Origin of the sequence: Streptomyces tuirus, from assembly GCF_014701095.1 — a bacterium.
Taxonomy (GTDB): Bacteria; Actinomycetota; Actinomycetes; order Streptomycetales; family Streptomycetaceae; genus Streptomyces; species Streptomyces tuirus.
The window spans coordinates 5,160,877-5,175,380 of the sequence record NZ_AP023439.1 but is presented as its reverse complement, the minus strand read 5'-3'; the positions used below and the strand labels follow the sequence as shown (position 1 = coordinate 5,175,380).

16 protein-coding genes are annotated in these 14,504 nt (G+C 68.8%); 5 read left to right on the top strand and 11 right to left on the bottom strand.

Annotated features, from left to right (window positions below; all coding sequences use genetic code 11):
• Window positions 1-213 precede the first annotated feature (213 nt).
• The 8 genes from IGS69_RS34730 to IGS69_RS23895 form a co-directional block, all read right to left on the bottom strand.
• Window positions 214-366 (bottom strand): DUF6083 domain-containing protein, encoded by a 153-nt coding sequence (locus IGS69_RS34730; protein WP_269783205.1) that lies wholly within the window; start codon window positions 364-366, stop codon window positions 214-216.
• Between the two features lie 256 nt (window positions 367-622).
• Window positions 623-925 (bottom strand): hypothetical protein, encoded by a 303-nt coding sequence (locus IGS69_RS23925; protein ID WP_232543626.1) that lies wholly within the window; start codon window positions 923-925, stop codon window positions 623-625.
• A gap of 269 nt (window positions 926-1,194) precedes the next feature.
• Window positions 1,195-2,049, bottom strand: a complete 855-nt coding sequence (locus IGS69_RS23920) for a nuclease-related domain-containing protein (RefSeq protein ID WP_232543625.1) — start codon at window positions 2,047-2,049, stop codon at window positions 1,195-1,197.
• A 161-nt stretch (window positions 2,050-2,210) separates the two neighbouring features.
• Window positions 2,211-2,558 carry a site-specific integrase gene (locus IGS69_RS23915; RefSeq protein ID WP_385863413.1) on the bottom strand — a complete coding sequence of 116 codons (348 nt, stop codon included), beginning with the start codon at window positions 2,556-2,558 and terminating at the stop codon, window positions 2,211-2,213.
• 432 nt (window positions 2,559-2,990) lie between these two features.
• Window positions 2,991-3,971 carry a hypothetical protein gene (locus IGS69_RS23910; protein ID WP_190902573.1) on the bottom strand — a complete coding sequence of 327 codons (981 nt, stop codon included), beginning with the start codon at window positions 3,969-3,971 and terminating at the stop codon, window positions 2,991-2,993.
• A 234-nt stretch (window positions 3,972-4,205) separates the two neighbouring features.
• Window positions 4,206-5,852, bottom strand: a complete 1,647-nt coding sequence (locus IGS69_RS23905) for a carbamoyltransferase N-terminal domain-containing protein (RefSeq protein ID WP_190902572.1) — start codon at window positions 5,850-5,852, stop codon at window positions 4,206-4,208.
• Window positions 5,849-6,373 (bottom strand): hypothetical protein, encoded by a 525-nt coding sequence (locus IGS69_RS23900; protein WP_190902571.1) that lies wholly within the window; start codon window positions 6,371-6,373, stop codon window positions 5,849-5,851. The genes IGS69_RS23905 and IGS69_RS23900 overlap by 4 nt, the downstream gene beginning before the upstream one ends.
• Before the next feature lie 64 nt (window positions 6,374-6,437).
• Entirely contained in the window at window positions 6,438-6,881 is a 444-nt protein-coding gene (locus tag IGS69_RS23895; protein WP_190902570.1) for a DUF7144 family membrane protein, read from the bottom strand.
• A 278-nt stretch (window positions 6,882-7,159) separates the two neighbouring features.
• Here IGS69_RS23895 and IGS69_RS23890 point away from each other — a divergent pair, with 278 nt between their 5' ends.
• On the top strand, window positions 7,160-7,633 hold the full coding sequence (locus IGS69_RS23890; protein ID WP_190902569.1) for an Asp23/Gls24 family envelope stress response protein: 474 nt from the start codon (window positions 7,160-7,162) through the stop codon (window positions 7,631-7,633).
• Window positions 7,634-7,810: 177 nt separating this feature from the next.
• Here IGS69_RS23890 and IGS69_RS23885 read toward each other — a convergent pair whose 3' ends face one another.
• Window positions 7,811-8,668: an MBL fold metallo-hydrolase gene (locus tag IGS69_RS23885; protein ID WP_190902568.1), complete on the bottom strand. Its 858-nt coding sequence runs from the start codon at window positions 8,666-8,668 to the stop codon at window positions 7,811-7,813.
• 131 nt (window positions 8,669-8,799) lie between these two features.
• Complete coding sequence (gene ku / locus IGS69_RS23880; RefSeq protein WP_446696990.1) at window positions 8,800-9,825, bottom strand: non-homologous end joining protein Ku; 1,026 nt, start codon at window positions 9,823-9,825, stop codon at window positions 8,800-8,802.
• Window positions 9,826-9,888: 63 nt separating this feature from the next.
• On the opposite strand from ku, the gene ligD reads away from it, so the two are divergent.
• Window positions 9,889-10,770 carry a non-homologous end-joining DNA ligase gene (gene ligD, locus IGS69_RS23875; protein WP_190902567.1) on the top strand — a complete coding sequence of 294 codons (882 nt, stop codon included), beginning with the start codon at window positions 9,889-9,891 and terminating at the stop codon, window positions 10,768-10,770.
• Window positions 10,771-10,868: 98 nt separating this feature from the next.
• On the opposite strand, the gene IGS69_RS23870 is transcribed toward ligD, so the two are convergent.
• Window positions 10,869-11,672 (bottom strand): nuclease-related domain-containing protein, encoded by an 804-nt coding sequence (locus tag IGS69_RS23870; protein ID WP_190902566.1) that lies wholly within the window; start codon window positions 11,670-11,672, stop codon window positions 10,869-10,871.
• A gap of 118 nt (window positions 11,673-11,790) precedes the next feature.
• On the opposite strand from IGS69_RS23870, the gene IGS69_RS23865 reads away from it, so the two are divergent.
• The 3 genes from IGS69_RS23865 (at window position 11,791) to IGS69_RS23855 (ending at window position 14,475) form a co-directional block, all read left to right on the top strand.
• Window positions 11,791-12,294: a protein-tyrosine phosphatase family protein gene (locus tag IGS69_RS23865; RefSeq protein WP_190902565.1), complete on the top strand. Its 504-nt coding sequence runs from the start codon at window positions 11,791-11,793 to the stop codon at window positions 12,292-12,294.
• A 154-nt stretch (window positions 12,295-12,448) separates the two neighbouring features.
• On the top strand, window positions 12,449-13,231 hold the full coding sequence (locus tag IGS69_RS23860) for a hypothetical protein (protein ID WP_190902564.1): 783 nt from the start codon (window positions 12,449-12,451) through the stop codon (window positions 13,229-13,231).
• Window positions 13,228-14,475, top strand: coding sequence for a sensor histidine kinase (locus IGS69_RS23855; protein ID WP_190902563.1), 1,248 nt, complete (start codon window positions 13,228-13,230; stop codon window positions 14,473-14,475). The genes IGS69_RS23860 and IGS69_RS23855 overlap by 4 nt, the downstream gene beginning before the upstream one ends.
• Window positions 14,476-14,504: the final 29 nt, after the last annotated feature.

Here is a 14,504-nt window from a genome sequence, read left to right as displayed (position 1 = left end):
ATCCTGTCCAAGTCACGAGCCGGCTAGACGTCCTCATCGACTTTGCAACTCTTTCGGTGTTATGGCCTACTAACCACGATGTACACCAGGCGCCATAAGTCAATAGCCTTTCGGTAAGTTTCGAAGGAAACCTCTCGCGATCACCTGCGACTGCGGCATCCGGCTCGTCCGCAGGTCGACGGGGAGCCGGTCGCGGCCGAGCGATTACCCAGGTCAGCCCATATCCGGTAGCCGTTGTGCCAAGCAGGCCAGCCGGTGCTCGATACGGCACCGTTGAAAGGGATCTGGCGGACACACGCCGTAGACGGTGACGCGACCGTCGGAGAGCTCGATCCACCGATGCCCCGCCCGCACCGTATGGGCCAGTGCAGCCGTGTGCAGGTTCGAATCCTGCGGGGGGCACCCAGCATGAGGTGCCCAAAGACCCCGTCACCAGCGGAAACGTGAGGCCGGGGTCTTCGCGTGTGTGCAGGCGTGTGCCGCACGGAGCGGCCGTATGCCGGGTCTGTGGACGAGGCGTGGACGGGATCTTGGAGCGTTCTCCCAGGTGAGCCCCGCAAAACGATGTGTCCCCGGATCCGGGACAGGTGTGGGGCCACAGCGCAAGGCGATACCGACTCCCCTAGTCGGCGGTGACCCCCCAGTAGGCCACCTGCGCGGGCCTACCGTCGCGGTAGAGCACTGTGCAGTTCCCCCGGGCGCGGCGTGGGAAGTCCAACTGCTCAGAGTCGAGCGCGGCGTCCCACTCCTCGTAGGTGGGCCGGCCGTGAGGAGCCCACGCTCGCACTTCGTCATCGGTCAGCGGCCGCATGAACGGACCGTCATCGGTGTCCGCGGCCTCGATCATGAGAGGGAAGTCCAACACGGAGCTTGTGCCGCCGGTGAAGATGTACTCATGCCACTCCGGGTCGCGCCACAGTTCCACGACAGACCGCCCCTCGAAGCCGTGGTTGTCCCGCGCCAGCTCGTCTTCCTACTCCTGCCGGAACGCGGCCGCCAGATCACGCCGATACGGGCCCGTGTGCGTCCATGCGTTGCCACCCATCCGCGTCCCCTCTCCCCTCGAACTGCTTGTTCAAGAGCGGAGCGTAAGAGACGGCACTGACAGGGCACCCCGCCCCGACGACGGTCGCACCCTGGAAACCACCCACAGGCCCCGCAGGGAAGGCCGGTAGCTCGCTGAGAAGCACCTACTCAAGCCAGACTCCAAGCCTGGCGATGGCGAGCGATGCCGTACACCTGCTCCACCTGGTCGGCCGTGAGAACGCCTGAGAGGGGAGCGAGTGCCGATACCTGGCGCTCCTGGTACACCCGGACATCGAGCTGCGTAGCGACCACCTTCAGCTCGGTGACACCCACGAAGACGAGCACCGGCTCCACCGGCACCGAGAAGTCGCAATAGCGCTCAAGCACTCGGGCGACCCGCTTGGCCTCCGCCCGGCTCTTGCGTGCATAGGGTGCCGGTTTCCCGTGATCGACTTTCACGGAATCGTCCCCGACCCATACGGCCCGCTTGTGGTGGTGCTTCGTATTGATGCTGAACACTCCACCAGGCCCGATCAGTAAGTGATCGATATCCACTTTGTTGGCCAAGGAAACGGAGTGCAGGACGCGCCAGCCGTGGCGGCCCAAGCGGTTCAACTCGGCTCCCACTCGCCGCTCCCCCGCCAATCCCTTTCGCCAGGAGTCCCACTCCGTGGGCCGCCGAAGAAGCCGTGAAATGACTCGCTCCATCAGCCCCGGGCCGGATTCGGCGAGCAGATCACGCAACGCCTGCCCGGGAGGGTTGACAGCCAGGTCGTCGGCCGGCGTCAGAGGCGGCAGCATCGGACGCGCCTGAACCTCCGGCGCCCTGTCTGGCGGGACAGGCTCGGTGAGGTTCTGTAAGTGCTTCGTGAGCACGGCTATTACGTCGTCACGACACTCGGCCCGCAAAACCGTGATGTCCCCCGTCGTGACGTCCGCCCAACCAACCGCCGTGCCATCAGGCAGGTTGGCGTAGAGACGATCGTGCCCGTACCGCTTCCACCGCGTGACGTGCAGCTCCACAAGGCCCCCCTGTGCTCCGCATTGACGTTGCCGACTTGCCAGCAGCAAGCAGGGGGACTCCAGCTCGCTGCTTCCGAAGGCAGCATCCACACAGGGTGGGGCGGGAAACCAGGGAGGCCCCGGGCGGCATGCCTGAGGCCTCAGTGTGTGTGGAGGTTGTCTCACTTGTACTCGCGGAGCAGGTCCTCGATTCGCCGGTTGGCGACATCCTGCCGTCCGTCGACGCACTTGGCATAGCGGGTCAGCAGGGCCTTCACGCTGTTGCCGGCGCGCTCGGCCACCTCGGTGGGGTCGACACCGGCGTTGAGCCACGTCGACAGCGCCGAGTGCCGGAGGTCGTACGGTCGACTCGCGAGCGGCGAGGCCGCGACGGCCGGCGGAAGCGCGAGGAGCCGAGCTTCCTGCCACACGCGGTAGTAGGTCGAGGACGGGACGACCGAGCCCTTCTCGCTGAAGAACAGCCGCCCGTCGTCCGCCGTGCCAAAGGTGGCCAGGTGCTCGCGGAGCACGGCTACACATCCGTACGGACTTCCGCAATAGGCCCTAGGCGCGGCGGGATCGGGGCAATGCGGGTTTCCTTCGAGGGGCGATTCCTGATTCCTTCGAGGGCGATTCATGCGGCCGCGGTTGTCGTGGCCCCCCGGCGTCGGTCCAGTGCTTCCCAACGGCCGGTCGCGGCTTCTCCAGGATCAGCGAACTCGGCCCGGTGTCCGGCAGCGTGTTCTGCGTCGTGCGCAGCATGAGGCCGGCCCGGCGTCGAAGCCGGCGGACGCCTCGTCGGCACCGTTGGAAGATCGAGCGGTCGATCGCCTGGTTCTTCGGCTGCCGCCGTCTCACCGTCCGAAAACTGCGAGAGGGCTTGGACTTTCTTGCATTCCTCGGGCTGGACACCGCCCGTAGCTGCTGCACGAAGCTCGGGGAGCTACCACGGGAGGCAACCGTTAATCCGCATGATTGGTCCCTCCCCAAGGGGCTTCGCTGGATATTTTCCACATGCTTTCGAATAGATCGGAGCACTCTTTTACCATGTGCTCCGACCGTCGCATACCGTCCCGGACATCCCACCCCACCCTTCCAGATCGGGATATCACCGGGTCCAGCAAGACCCGGTCGGGCTGGCCGTAGGGGAATTCCGTTTCGCGGGCGACATCGTAAAAGGCGAAGAAGGCGACGTTGTCACCGACAAGGCATGCCTGGAATGTCGGCAGGCCCGGGTAGGTTCGGAATTGGATCGAGACCTCTATGTTCGTGCGCTCCCGCAGACGTCGCGCAAAGAAGAGGAGGTGACTCGCGTAGTCTCTCGTCCGACCCTCGACGTACCTGCGGAATTCTGGGTCATCTGACATTGTCCCGTCGCCATTCACCCTGCACGGGATTTGCATCGGTTCGGACAGATTGGGCGTCAAGACCCTGAAAGTGACAGATTGGATTCGCGCCGGAGAGTCATGCAGCCGCATCAGCGTGCCGCGCATGTGATCGAAGATTGACTCGCCTGTGTACCCGATGAACCGCACATCAATGGCGCGACCGGTCTCGGCTTCCTTGATCAAGTCTCCACGGGACGTGGGATTGGCGAATCGAGATGTCGTATGCTCACTTCGCGACCCGTCCGCCAAGTCTTTAATCGCGTCATACAGAACGTATGCCACAAGACTCAGTAGCGCACCGGCTGTGAATGCCCTTCCTTGCAGGGCATCTCCGACGGGTTTGAAAATCTGGGCCACCAGGCCAAGAATGAATATTCCAAGCAGGATACAACGAGTGGCTATCGGTTCGACGGTGTGTCGAAGATACCGGATGGCTCCTTGGAATCGCACCGCAGTACCCGGCATGTCCCCCCTCGCCAGAAACAGGCGCTCGCCCGATTGCAACCGTTCATACCCTTCCAGCAACATCAGTAGTCTTTGGACCTGCAAGATCACGGAAGCGGCATGAGTCGATCCAGGGGCGCCGGACATCGTCTTCAGCGCGCCCCGTCATCCTGTGTATGAGCAGGTCAAGAGGGCGGTTCGCAGTCGGCATGTAGGGAAGGGACGGGCAGCGCCGACGCCTGGGTATGTTCGAGCGGCCAGAACCATGACTGCCGTGTCAGGCCCACGCCCACGCCTCGAACGGCTCGTAGGCTCGTCGGCGCCGCGCTGTCGCGTCCTACTCGCTCAGTCTCCGGCCCTCTCGTACAGCACGCCGTCGGACCAGATCGCGGGTACCCTGCCCCATTCCATGGCACTGCGTACATCGGGGAAGAAGCCGCTGCCCTTGTGGTTGGCACTGGTGTTGCAGAGCAGCGGGATGCCGCTGAGGCGCTCGTATGCGTCCAGGACCTCATAGACGAAGGAGTCGTCTTCAGGTCCGACCGTCTGAACACGCGCGGTGCCGTCCAAATGGCAGATGGCCGGCACCTTCTCCTGCCACTCGGGGCGCACCTCCTGGTCGAAGAGCATGTACGGATCGGGGGTGCCCGGCGCGAACAGCTCAGAGACCCGGTCCTCACGGCACATGGGGGCGACGGGACGGTATGCCTCCCGTCCCTTGATCTCGTTGAGCCGGTGCTTCATGTCCGAAGCCACGGCGGGCGCCAGAATGCTGCGGTGCCCGAGCGCCCGCGGACCGAGCTCGGCCCGCCCGTACAACACCACGACCGGGTCACCCATCTCATGCATCCAGGCGGCCAGTTGGGCAGGCGTGCAGGGATGGCCATGCCAGCCAGGTAGCGCCTCACTCTCGACCAGAGCGGGCCCCGCATAGGTGTCCCACTCCAGGTGCTTCGGGCCGGTCCAGTTCAGCAGCTCACAACAGGCCGTACCCAGAGCGCTGCCCGCGTCGTTCGGGAATGGGGGGATCCAGACGCGGTCCACGATGCCGGCCGCGCGAATGTCCCGGTTCCACTTGATGTTCAGGGCGCAACCGCCGACCAGGCAGAGATTGCGCGTGCCCCGCCCGTCCGTTTCTATCGCGGCCCGCAGCCCGTCCACCAAGGTCTCCCCCAGGAAGGCGTGCACTGAGGCGATCATGTCTTCGGGCGAAATCCCAGGGGCGTTGAGCCCCTCGTCCATCAAGCTCATGATGTGCCGCCCGGCGGCCTCGGTCAGATGATTGTCGGTCGGCCGTCCGTCGGGGAATACCTTCCGCGCGACCTCGCTGTAGAGGGTGCGCAGGGCGTCGACGGCCTTCTCGTCCCGGTTACCGTAGGCGACATACGCCATGATCTTGCCGGGCAAGTCCAAGGTGTGCGGCCACTCGATCGGGGCGTCGAACGGTGGGAAGTGCTGGGCCAGTATGTGGTAGGTGTCGCCCAACATGTAGTGCACCGCACCCACGTTGTCGATGACGTTCGTCGCTGCGTCGTAGTGATACAGGACCGGGAACATCGCTCCGTCCCAGCACAGGATGTACGACGGCTCCTGCCTCTGGGCGAAGGGGCTGGAACAGTACGCACTCGCCACGTGCCCGGCGTAGTGGGGGTAGCTGGTGTACTCGAGATCCAGGAACCTCGACGGGTAAGGGCGAAGGAGATTGTTGTCCAACAAGCCGCGCCGGTAGGGAGCGAGCTCGACCAGCACCTCCTGCGCCCCCCAGGGCTTGACCATATGAGTCCTGCCCCAGCCGTCGAGGACGAGTCGGTCGACGTCCTCCAGGCGGTACCCGTACTCGGCGAGCAGGTCCACGACGATCTGCATGTCGTCGATGGACTGGTGCCGGGGGTTGTTGGCCAGCTTCTCCATCTCGATGGAGAAGATCAGGCGCCCGTCGTCGATGAGGGCGACACCGCCGTCATGGGTTAACTTGACACCGCAGATGATCATGATTCATCTCCGGCACTCGCAGCGACCAAGAACCGGTTGTCGCGCGGCAGTTCCGCGACCGTCGGTGCCGAAAGGACGGTGGTCTCCTCCGCTGGGGTGTCTGCCAGGGGGTTGAGAACCTCGCACACGTTGTCGTGGCGTTCATCGCCGCGGCATTCCACGTGGATCCACCGCTGCTGCTCCTTGAGCTCCGCGAGAGTCATCTCTGGGTGGCACATGGTGCGACCGAGGTCGATCAAGTCGCAGAAGTCGTTCACCCACTCGATGCCCCGGGCGGGGGGCGCAATGACGCGTGCATCCACGAGGGTCTCCTTGATGTACTCCATCTCGCTCGCGACGGCCGCCCGCGAACGCCGCACCATGTCGTGGTCACCGTAGATCTGGTGGATGGAGCAGAAGGTACAGCAGCCCTGCTGACCCCGGGAGCCGCCCGGATGTGCCAAGGCCGAATCTGGGTGCTTCTCGGCCAGTACCTGCCGCAGGTCGTGACGGCACAGCGAGGTGAGGGCGTCGAAGTCCACGCACCGACCGCCGGCACCGGCCAGAGGACGGGCGACTGTTCACGGTACCGGCAACTCCCGCCCCTCATCTGCTCGTCGGCGTCTCGAACGGGACGAAGGCGTCGTCCTTCCGCATCACGCACAGGGCCCAGATGATGAAGCCCGAGATCGCGATCATCACGATCGACCAGACCGGATAGTAGGGCAGGGAAAGGAAGTTGGAGATGATGACGAGGCCCGCGATGGCCACGCCCAGGACGCGGGCCCAGGTCGATGCCGTGAACAGGCCGAGGCTGACGACGAAGGCGAGTACGCCCAGGGCGAGGTGGATCCAGCCCCAGGCGGTGAGGTTGAGCTCGAAGACGTAGTTCCGCGTCGAGACGAAGATGTCGTCGTCCGCGATCTCCGCGATGCCGCGCATGATGTCGAGAATGCCGCCGATCATGAGCATGATGGCCGCGAAGACGGTCACGCCGGTGGCCCATTCCCGCAGGGACGTACGGGTGTTTCCCGGATGCGTGGTGGTCATGCCGGCCTCCTCGTTTCCGTCTCGTCCTGGGGTGGTCGCCCTCCCGTGCCGTGCCGGACCGCGCCGTGCCGGACCGTGCCGTGCCGTGCCGGACCGTGCCGTGCCGGACCGTGCCGGACCGTTCTCAGCGTGCCCACGGCAAGACGCGGTGGGCCTCACCCGGGACGGGTGAAGCGCGACTGGCAGGGAATCACCACTTTCGCCCCGTACGCACCATTGTTCTACCGTGGAGAGGAACGACGCTGCTCACCCCCTCACCGATCATCGAGGTGACGGTCATGACGGAGACCACTCAGCGCAGGAACACAGCGGGCAGGCAGGACGGGGCGACATCGCAGGGCGGCAAGGGCGCTCCCGGCACCCGTGGGAACACCGCCATCGCGGACACGGTCGTCGCGAAGATCGCGGGCATGGCGGCCCGGGAGATTCCCGAGGTGCACAACCTCGGCGGAGGAATGACCAGGGCCTTCGGGGCTGTTCGTCAGCGGGTGCCGGGCGGGGGCAGTGGGGTCACCCAGGGGGTGAAGGTGGAGGTCGGGGAGCGCCAGGCCGCCGTCGATCTCGACGTGGTCGTCGAGTACGGCGCCGCCATCGCGGACACCGCCGCGGACATCCGGACCAATGTCGTCAACGCCGTGGAGCGGATGACCGGCCTGGAGGTCGTGGAGGTCAACATCGCCGTCGACGACGTCCATCTCCCGGACGAGGAGGAGGACGAGTCCGAGCAGCAGGAGAGCAGGCGGGTGGCCTGACCCCAGGCCCTGTTCCCGGGCCTGTTCCCGGGCCTGTTCGCGGGCCTGTTCGCGGGCCTGTTCCGGGCCCGCCCGAGGCCTGACCCACGCCTACCCGAGGCCTGACCCACGCCTACCCGAGGCCTGACCAAGGCGCGCCCCAGGCCCGCCCCCAGGACCCGCCACCCAGGGCCCGGCTCAGTAGACCTCCGGGACCGCCCTCGGACCGCACGGCACGCGCACGTGCTCGCCGTGGCGGCAGTGGATGATGCGCTCGCCGAGGCCGATTCCATCGGCCTCGGCGAGGAACGCGGACAGGGGGGAGCGCATCACCGTGTAGTCCCCGTAGTGCACGGGCAGGACGAGCGGGGGATCGAGACGGCGGGCCAGTTCCGCGCCCTGGGCACCGTCCATCGTGACCACGAAGCCGCCGGGCAGGGTCGTGCCGCCCAGGTGGAGGACGGCCAGATCGGCGGCCGGGAAGCGCCTCGCGATCTCGTCGAGACCGTCGTACAGGAGCGTGTCGCCGGAGACGTAGAGCCGCATGTGGGGCTCTCGCCCGACGGGGCCGAACTCCAGCATGCTGCCCATCACCGGGGGCAGCAGTCTGCGCAGCACCGGGTCGCCGGCGTGCCGGGCCGGCAGGGCGGTGACCGTCACCTGCGCGCCCTCGTGCTGGAGGGTGAGCGCCTTCCAGGTGCGCAGCCCCGCCGTCCGGTGGAACCCGTGCACGGTCCTGAGGCGGCGGGCCGCGTGCGGTGTGGTCAGGATCGGCACGGTGTGGTCCAGGTGCCGGCGGGCGCGGCGGTCCCAGTGGTCGCCGTGCAGGTGCGACAGCACGATCCCGTCGAGACGGGGCAGCTCGTGCACGTCGAGGGCCGGCTCGGTCAGACGGCGGCTCAGCAGGCCGTAGCCGAGGTAGGCGTGCTGCCCCCGGTGCAGGAAGTTCGGGTCGGTGAGCAGGGTGAGCGGGCCGTATGTCAGGAGCACCGTCGCGTTGCCGATGAAGTGGATGTCGAGCGCGTCGCCGGTGTGGTGGTCCGTGGGCTGGGGCATGGTCGCCCTCCGCTCTCCCCCTTGGGGGATGGAAATGCCCGTGTCCGTCCCCGGGGGAGTACCCGTGTCGACGAGGTCGAGTACGCGCACCCTGCCCCGATGCACGCGCGCCCTGCCCCGATGCACAGAGGTCAGGCCGAGCGCTTCCGCGGCGTCGACTTCTTCGCCGGTGTCTTCTTCGCCGTGCTCTTCGACGCCGTCTTCTTGGCCGTCCCCTGGCCCTGGCTCGCCTTGGACGTCGACTTCTTCGCCGCGGTGGTCTTCTTGGCCGCCGTCTTCTTCGCCGTGGACGTCGACTTCTTTCCGCCGGTCTCCTTGGGGGCCGCCCGGGCCGTCTTGCGCTGCGGGAGTGACTTGACCTCGGCGTGCTCGGCGTCCTCGCCCCGGGATTCGCGGGCCGCGCGGACGCTGTTCTCCAGGGCCGCCATCAGGTCCAGGACCTTGCCGCCCGTGGCCGGTTCCGGGGATTTCGGCGGGGCCTCGCCGGCGGCCTTCGCGGCGATGACCTCCTCCACGGCCTCGCGGTACTCGTCGTGCAGGTCCTCCAGGTCGACCTCGCCCAGGGTGTCCATCAGCGCGTCCGCCAGGTCCAGTTCCTTGTCACGGACGGTCACGTCGGTGTCGGGGGCCAGGCCCTCGGGAGCGCGGACCTCGTCCGGCCACAGCAGGCCGTGCATGGCGATGGCCTCGCCGACGACCCTGAGCATGCCGAGCCGCTCCCTGCCGCGCAGGGCGAACTTGGCGATCGCCACCTTGTTGCTGCGCTTCAGCGCCTCGCGCAGCAGGATGTACGGCTTCGCCGCGGGGGCGCCGCTGGCCTGGAGGTAGTACGAGGCGTCCATCTGGAGCGGGTCGATCCGGTCGGCCGGGACGAAGGCGACGATCTCGATCGTCTTGGCGGTCGGGAGCGGCAGGCTCGCCAGGTCCTCCTCGGTGATCGGGATGATCGTGCCGTCCGCGTCCTCGTAGCCCTTGCCGATCTCCGATGGGGGGACCTCCCGGTCCTCCAGTTCGCAGACCTTGCGGTAACGGATGCGGCCGCCGTCCTCGGTGTGGATCTGGCGGAAGGAGATCGAGTGGCTCTCGGTGGCATTCACCAGCTTGATCGGAATGCTGACCAGGCCGAACGAGATGGCGCCGTTCCATATGGATCTCACGTGCAGCACCCTTCCGGTCACGCTCGGGAGTGTTCGTCACGGTTTGCGTGGGATTCTTATCGTATGGCGCCTATCACAGTGGTGGAGGGGCGACGGCTCGCTCTCAGTAATCTGGAGAAGGTGCTGTATCCCGCCACCGGCTTCACCAAGGGCGAGGTGCTGCACTACTACGCGACTGTCGCCGAGGTCCTGTTGCCCCATCTGCGTGATCGGGCGGTGTCCTTCCTGCGGTATCCGGACGGGCCGGACGGGCAGGTGTTCTTCACGAAGAACGTGCCGCCGGGTACGCCCGACTGGGTCACCACCGCCGAGGTGCCACGGGTCGAGGGACCCTCACGGATGGTCCTGGTGCAGGATCTGCCGAGCCTGATGTGGGCGGCGAACCTCGTGACCGAGTTCCACACCCACCAGTGGCGCGTCGGCACTCCGGACGAGGCCGACCGGATCGTGTTCGACCTCGATCCCGGGGCGCCGGCGAGCATCGTGCAGTGCTGCGAGGTGGCGCTGTGGCTGCGGGAACGGCTCGCACGCGACGGCCTCGAGGCCTACGCCAAGACCTCCGGCTCGAAGGGGCTGCATCTGCTCGCCGCCGTGCGCGGGGCGTCCTCCGAGCGGGTGTCCGAGTACGCCAAGGCACTCGCCGTCGAGGCAGAGAAGGCCATGCCCGGGCTCGCGCTCCACCGGATGACCAGGAGCCTGCGCCCGGGGAAGGTCTTCGTCGACTGGAGCCAGAACGCCGCCCGCAAGACGACGGCGGCGCCGTACACCCTGCGGGCCCGCCCGGAACCGACCGTCTCGGCCCCGGTGACCTGGGACGAGATCGAGGAGTGCCGCGCACCCGGCCGCCTGGAGTTCCGCGCCGGCGACATCGCCCCGAGGATCCAGGACTACGGCGATCTGCTCGCTCCGCTGCTGGACACAGCGGCGGCCGTATCGCTGCCGTAGCCGGGCAGGCGGCGGATTACCGACGCGGTGGGGGTCGGTGGGGCGGGATACGGCAGCTGACGGCCGGGGCTGGCCGGACGGACCGCGACGCCCGTCCCTCACACCCGCGCCCACGTGTTCCGGTCGCGGGCCATCGCGTGCAGCGCCTCCACGTCCGCCGGTTTCAGGACGCCGCCCCGCTGGGACAGGCTCTCCACCTCCGGGGCCGTCAGGACGTGGACCTCCCGGGGGGCGGTGGAGATCGACACCGCCCCCGGCTCCACCAGGGCGAGGACCGGGCGGACCTCCGCGGTCAGGGCGTAGGAGGCGCGGTCGGCGTCGGAGCGGACGCGGCGCAGGAGGGGGTCGGGGTCGCGGCGGCCGAGGGTGATCGCGGGGTCGGCGATCCGGACGCGCTGCCTGCGGGCGTGGAGGGCGTGCACGGCGTAGAGGCCGCCGGGGCCGATCAGCAGGTGGTGGATGCGGTCGCCGCCGGGGAGCGGCACGGAGTGCAGGGCGTGCCAGCCCGCGCCGTCGAGGCGGTCCAGGGCGTCGCCGACCGTCTCCTCGGCCGCCAGGGCCCTGCGGCGCGGGTCGGGGCGCAGCCGGTGTGGGGGGCCGGGGTCGCGGTCGAGGGCGACGAGGAGGGCCTCGCCGGGGCGGTTGGGGGCCAGGTCGTCGTCGGGGTGGAGGGCGAGGCGGGACAGTTCGGCGGGGGTCGGCACCGGAGGCGGTCCCACTGTCACGGGGCCGGTGACGAAGGGCCCGAGCGCCCGCAGGACGTCGTCCTCGCGGTCCTGGCCGAGCAGGTTCACCCGGGCGGCCTCACGGTCGTACCAGGCGATGTTCCTGCCGTCCGGGAGGCAGACGTAGAGCCGCTCCCGGCCGTGCCACCAGGTCGGTATGACGCGCAGTCCGTTCATGCACCATCACCCCTTCCATGGGAACAGGCGGGGTGCTGCGGGGGCAAGAACCCGGCTACCTTTGAGAGGAGTTGGGCCTGCCCGCGGACCCTCGGGCGGTAGTGGTGGGGAGGCGCCGGTGCGTACCCGCAGTAAACCCGACGTACCCGCTCCGGAGACGCCGTGGAGCGAGGTCGTCCCCGGGCTCTGGATGGGCGGTCACGAGTACACGGGGGCCTTGGGCCACCTGGAGTTCGCCGTCGTACGGAACGAGTTCGATCTCGTGCAGACGTTGTTGCGGCTGCCGGGGCACGGGCCCGATCCCGGCGTACGGCACCATGTGTGGCCGATCCCCGACGGGCCGCTGGACGGGACGCAGCTCGCCGGTGTGATCCGGCTGGCCGAGGCCGCGTGCGAGGCGTTGGGCGAGGGCCGCAGGGTCCTGGTTCGCTGTTACCACGGGTACAACCGCTCCGGTCTCGTCGTCGCGCACGCGCTGATGCGCCAGGGCCGCTCCGCCGAGGAGGCGATCCGGCTGATCCGGGCCCGGCGCTCGCCCTGGGCGCTGCACAACGATCTGTTCGTCGAGTACCTGCGGGCCGGGCTGGCCACGGCACGGCTGCTGGAGGAACTCATCGAGTAGCACGGCACGGGGACGGCTGTGCGCGTACGGCCACCCTCTCGCGCAAATGGGACTTCCCTACGAATAAGGTGTACGCGGCCGACAGGTGCACGCCGCCGACGGTCGCGTCCGCCGTGTCCCCGCCGTGTGATCACCATGAAACGCCAGGAGTGCAGTGCCCCTCAGCCGCCCCGGACGGGCCGCCCGTCGCCTCGCCGTCGTCGCCCTCCTGACGGCCGCCGCCGTGGGCTGCGGGGACGCCGGCGGGCTGGAGGGCGCGGGGTCCACCCCGACGGCACAGGCTCCGGCCCGGCTCTGGCCGGAGCTGACGCCGGCGTCCAGCCCGGCCTTCGAGATCGGCGAGGTGAACACCGAGGTGGTCAAGGGGGTGAAGGTCCCCGGCGACGACATCCGCAGGGTGAACCCGGTCTCCATCGTCCGCGCCGAGATCGACCGGAACCCGGGCGACTACGACGGCCCCAAGGCCCCCTACCGGGACACCGAGCGCCAGATGGCCGACTGTGCCAAGGGCCCGGGGCACGGGAAGTGCCCGGTGCTCACGCCGTACTACCGGGATCTGACCGGCGACGGGCACGACGACCTGACGCTGGGCTTCCCGCTGCTGCCGGGCAAGACGACCGCGGTGCGCGTCTACACCGTCGAGAAGCACCGGCTGGTGCAGGTGATGGGGTGGGAGGACGCGCTGAGCGGGGTCGAGCTGGCCGGGCGTTCCCTGGTGATCCGCTCGCCGTCGGAGGTCGCGGGCTACGAGTACCGCCTGCAGTGGACCTGGGACCGGGACCAGCGGGCCATGCTCCTCACCCATGACGAGATGCTGCGCACCGGCTCCCGCAAGCACTCCCGGCACCCGTCGGCATCCTCGCCCACCGGTTCCGGTTCCCCCAGCCTTCCCCCGTCCGCCTCCCCGTCCCTCTCCCCCTCGGCGAGTGGCGGATGAGACCGGTGCTCCCCCAGTGGTCCGGGACGCTGGCGGTGAAGGCCGCCGTCTTCATCGCGGTGATGTGCTGCGCGCTGGCGGCCCTGCTCGGCGTCCTGGTGCATGTGCAGGTGACGAACCAGACCGTCGGCAAGGCCCGTGACCAGGCGTTGCAGCGGCTGACGGAGGCGACGGAACGGTACGAGGCCGGGGACACCCTGTCCCGGGGAGCCGGCGTGGACCCGCCGGAGCTGCCGCGGGAGCTGCGGGACCTGGCGGTGGCCGGGGACCACGGCACGATGGTCGCCGACCGCGCGGGACGCCCCACCATGTGGGCGGCGGGTCCGGTCGACGGCGAGCGGGCGCTGGCCGTCGCGGTCGACTACTCCCAGCAGGCCCGGACGATCGAGGGCCTCGACCGGGCGATCCTGTGGTCGTCGGGCCTGGCGATCGGGGCGACGCTGCTGGTCGGCGCGTTCGCGGTGACGCGGGTGACGCGGCGGCTGCACACCACGGCGCTGGTGGCCCGGCGGATCAGCGCGGGAGATCTGGACGCGCGCGTCAACGACCCCCGCACGGGCCCGCGTACCAAGGCCGGTCCGCCGGACGAGGTGGCCGCGGTCGCCGCCGCCCTGGACTCCATGGCGGCCTCGCTCCAGGGCAAGCTGCTCGCCGAGCAGCGGTTCACGGCGGATGTCGCGCATGAGCTGCGCACGCCGCTGACCGGGCTGCACGCGGCGGCCGAACTGCTCCCCCCGGGCCGTCCGACGGAACTGGTCCGGGACCGGGTGGCGGCGCTGCGCACCCTCACCGAGGACCTGCTGGAGATCTCCCGGCTGGACACCGGCCGGGAGCGGGTGGAGCTGGACACCGAGCAACTGGGGCCGCTGGCCGAGCGGGCGGTGCGGGCGGCGGGGAGCGACACGGAGGTCAGGGTCGTACGGGACGTGGCCGTGGAGACGGACCGGCGGCGGCTGGAGCGGGTGCTGGGCAATCTCGTGGCGAACGCGCACAAGCACGGGCGTGGGCCCGTGGTGCTGACCGTGGACGGTCCGGTGGTGACCGTTCGCGACCACGGGGACGGCTTCCCGGAGTACCTCGTCGCGCACGGGCCGCAGCGGTTCCGGACGGAGGGCGGTGCGCGGGGGCACGGGCTCGGGCTGACCATCGCGCGGGGGCAGGCCGAGGTGCTGGGGGCACGGCTGGAGTTCGCGAACGCGCCGGACGGCGGGGCGGTGGCCAGGCTCGAACTCGCGGCGGAGTGAGCGTCCGGGGAGCGTCCTCCTATGGCCCA

Bases quoted from the DNA above. Each gene is read 5' to 3' on its own strand.
- IGS69_RS23905 (WP_190902572.1), bottom strand. From the start codon at position 5,852: ATGATCATCTGCGGTGTCAAGTTAACCCATGACGGCGGTGTCGCCCTC.
- IGS69_RS23895 (WP_190902570.1), bottom strand. From the start codon at position 6,881: ATGACCACCACGCATCCGGGAAACACCCGTACGTCCCTGCGGGAATGG.
- IGS69_RS23890 (WP_190902569.1), top strand. From the start codon at position 7,160: ATGACGGAGACCACTCAGCGCAGGAACACAGCGGGCAGGCAGGACGGG.
- IGS69_RS23885 (WP_190902568.1), bottom strand. From the start codon at position 8,668: ATGCCCCAGCCCACGGACCACCACACCGGCGACGCGCTCGACATCCAC.
- ligD (WP_190902567.1), top strand. From the start codon at position 9,889: ATGGCGCCTATCACAGTGGTGGAGGGGCGACGGCTCGCTCTCAGTAAT.
- IGS69_RS23870 (WP_190902566.1), bottom strand. From the start codon at position 11,672: ATGAACGGACTGCGCGTCATACCGACCTGGTGGCACGGCCGGGAGCGG.
- IGS69_RS23855 (WP_190902563.1), top strand. From the start codon at position 13,228: ATGAGACCGGTGCTCCCCCAGTGGTCCGGGACGCTGGCGGTGAAGGCC.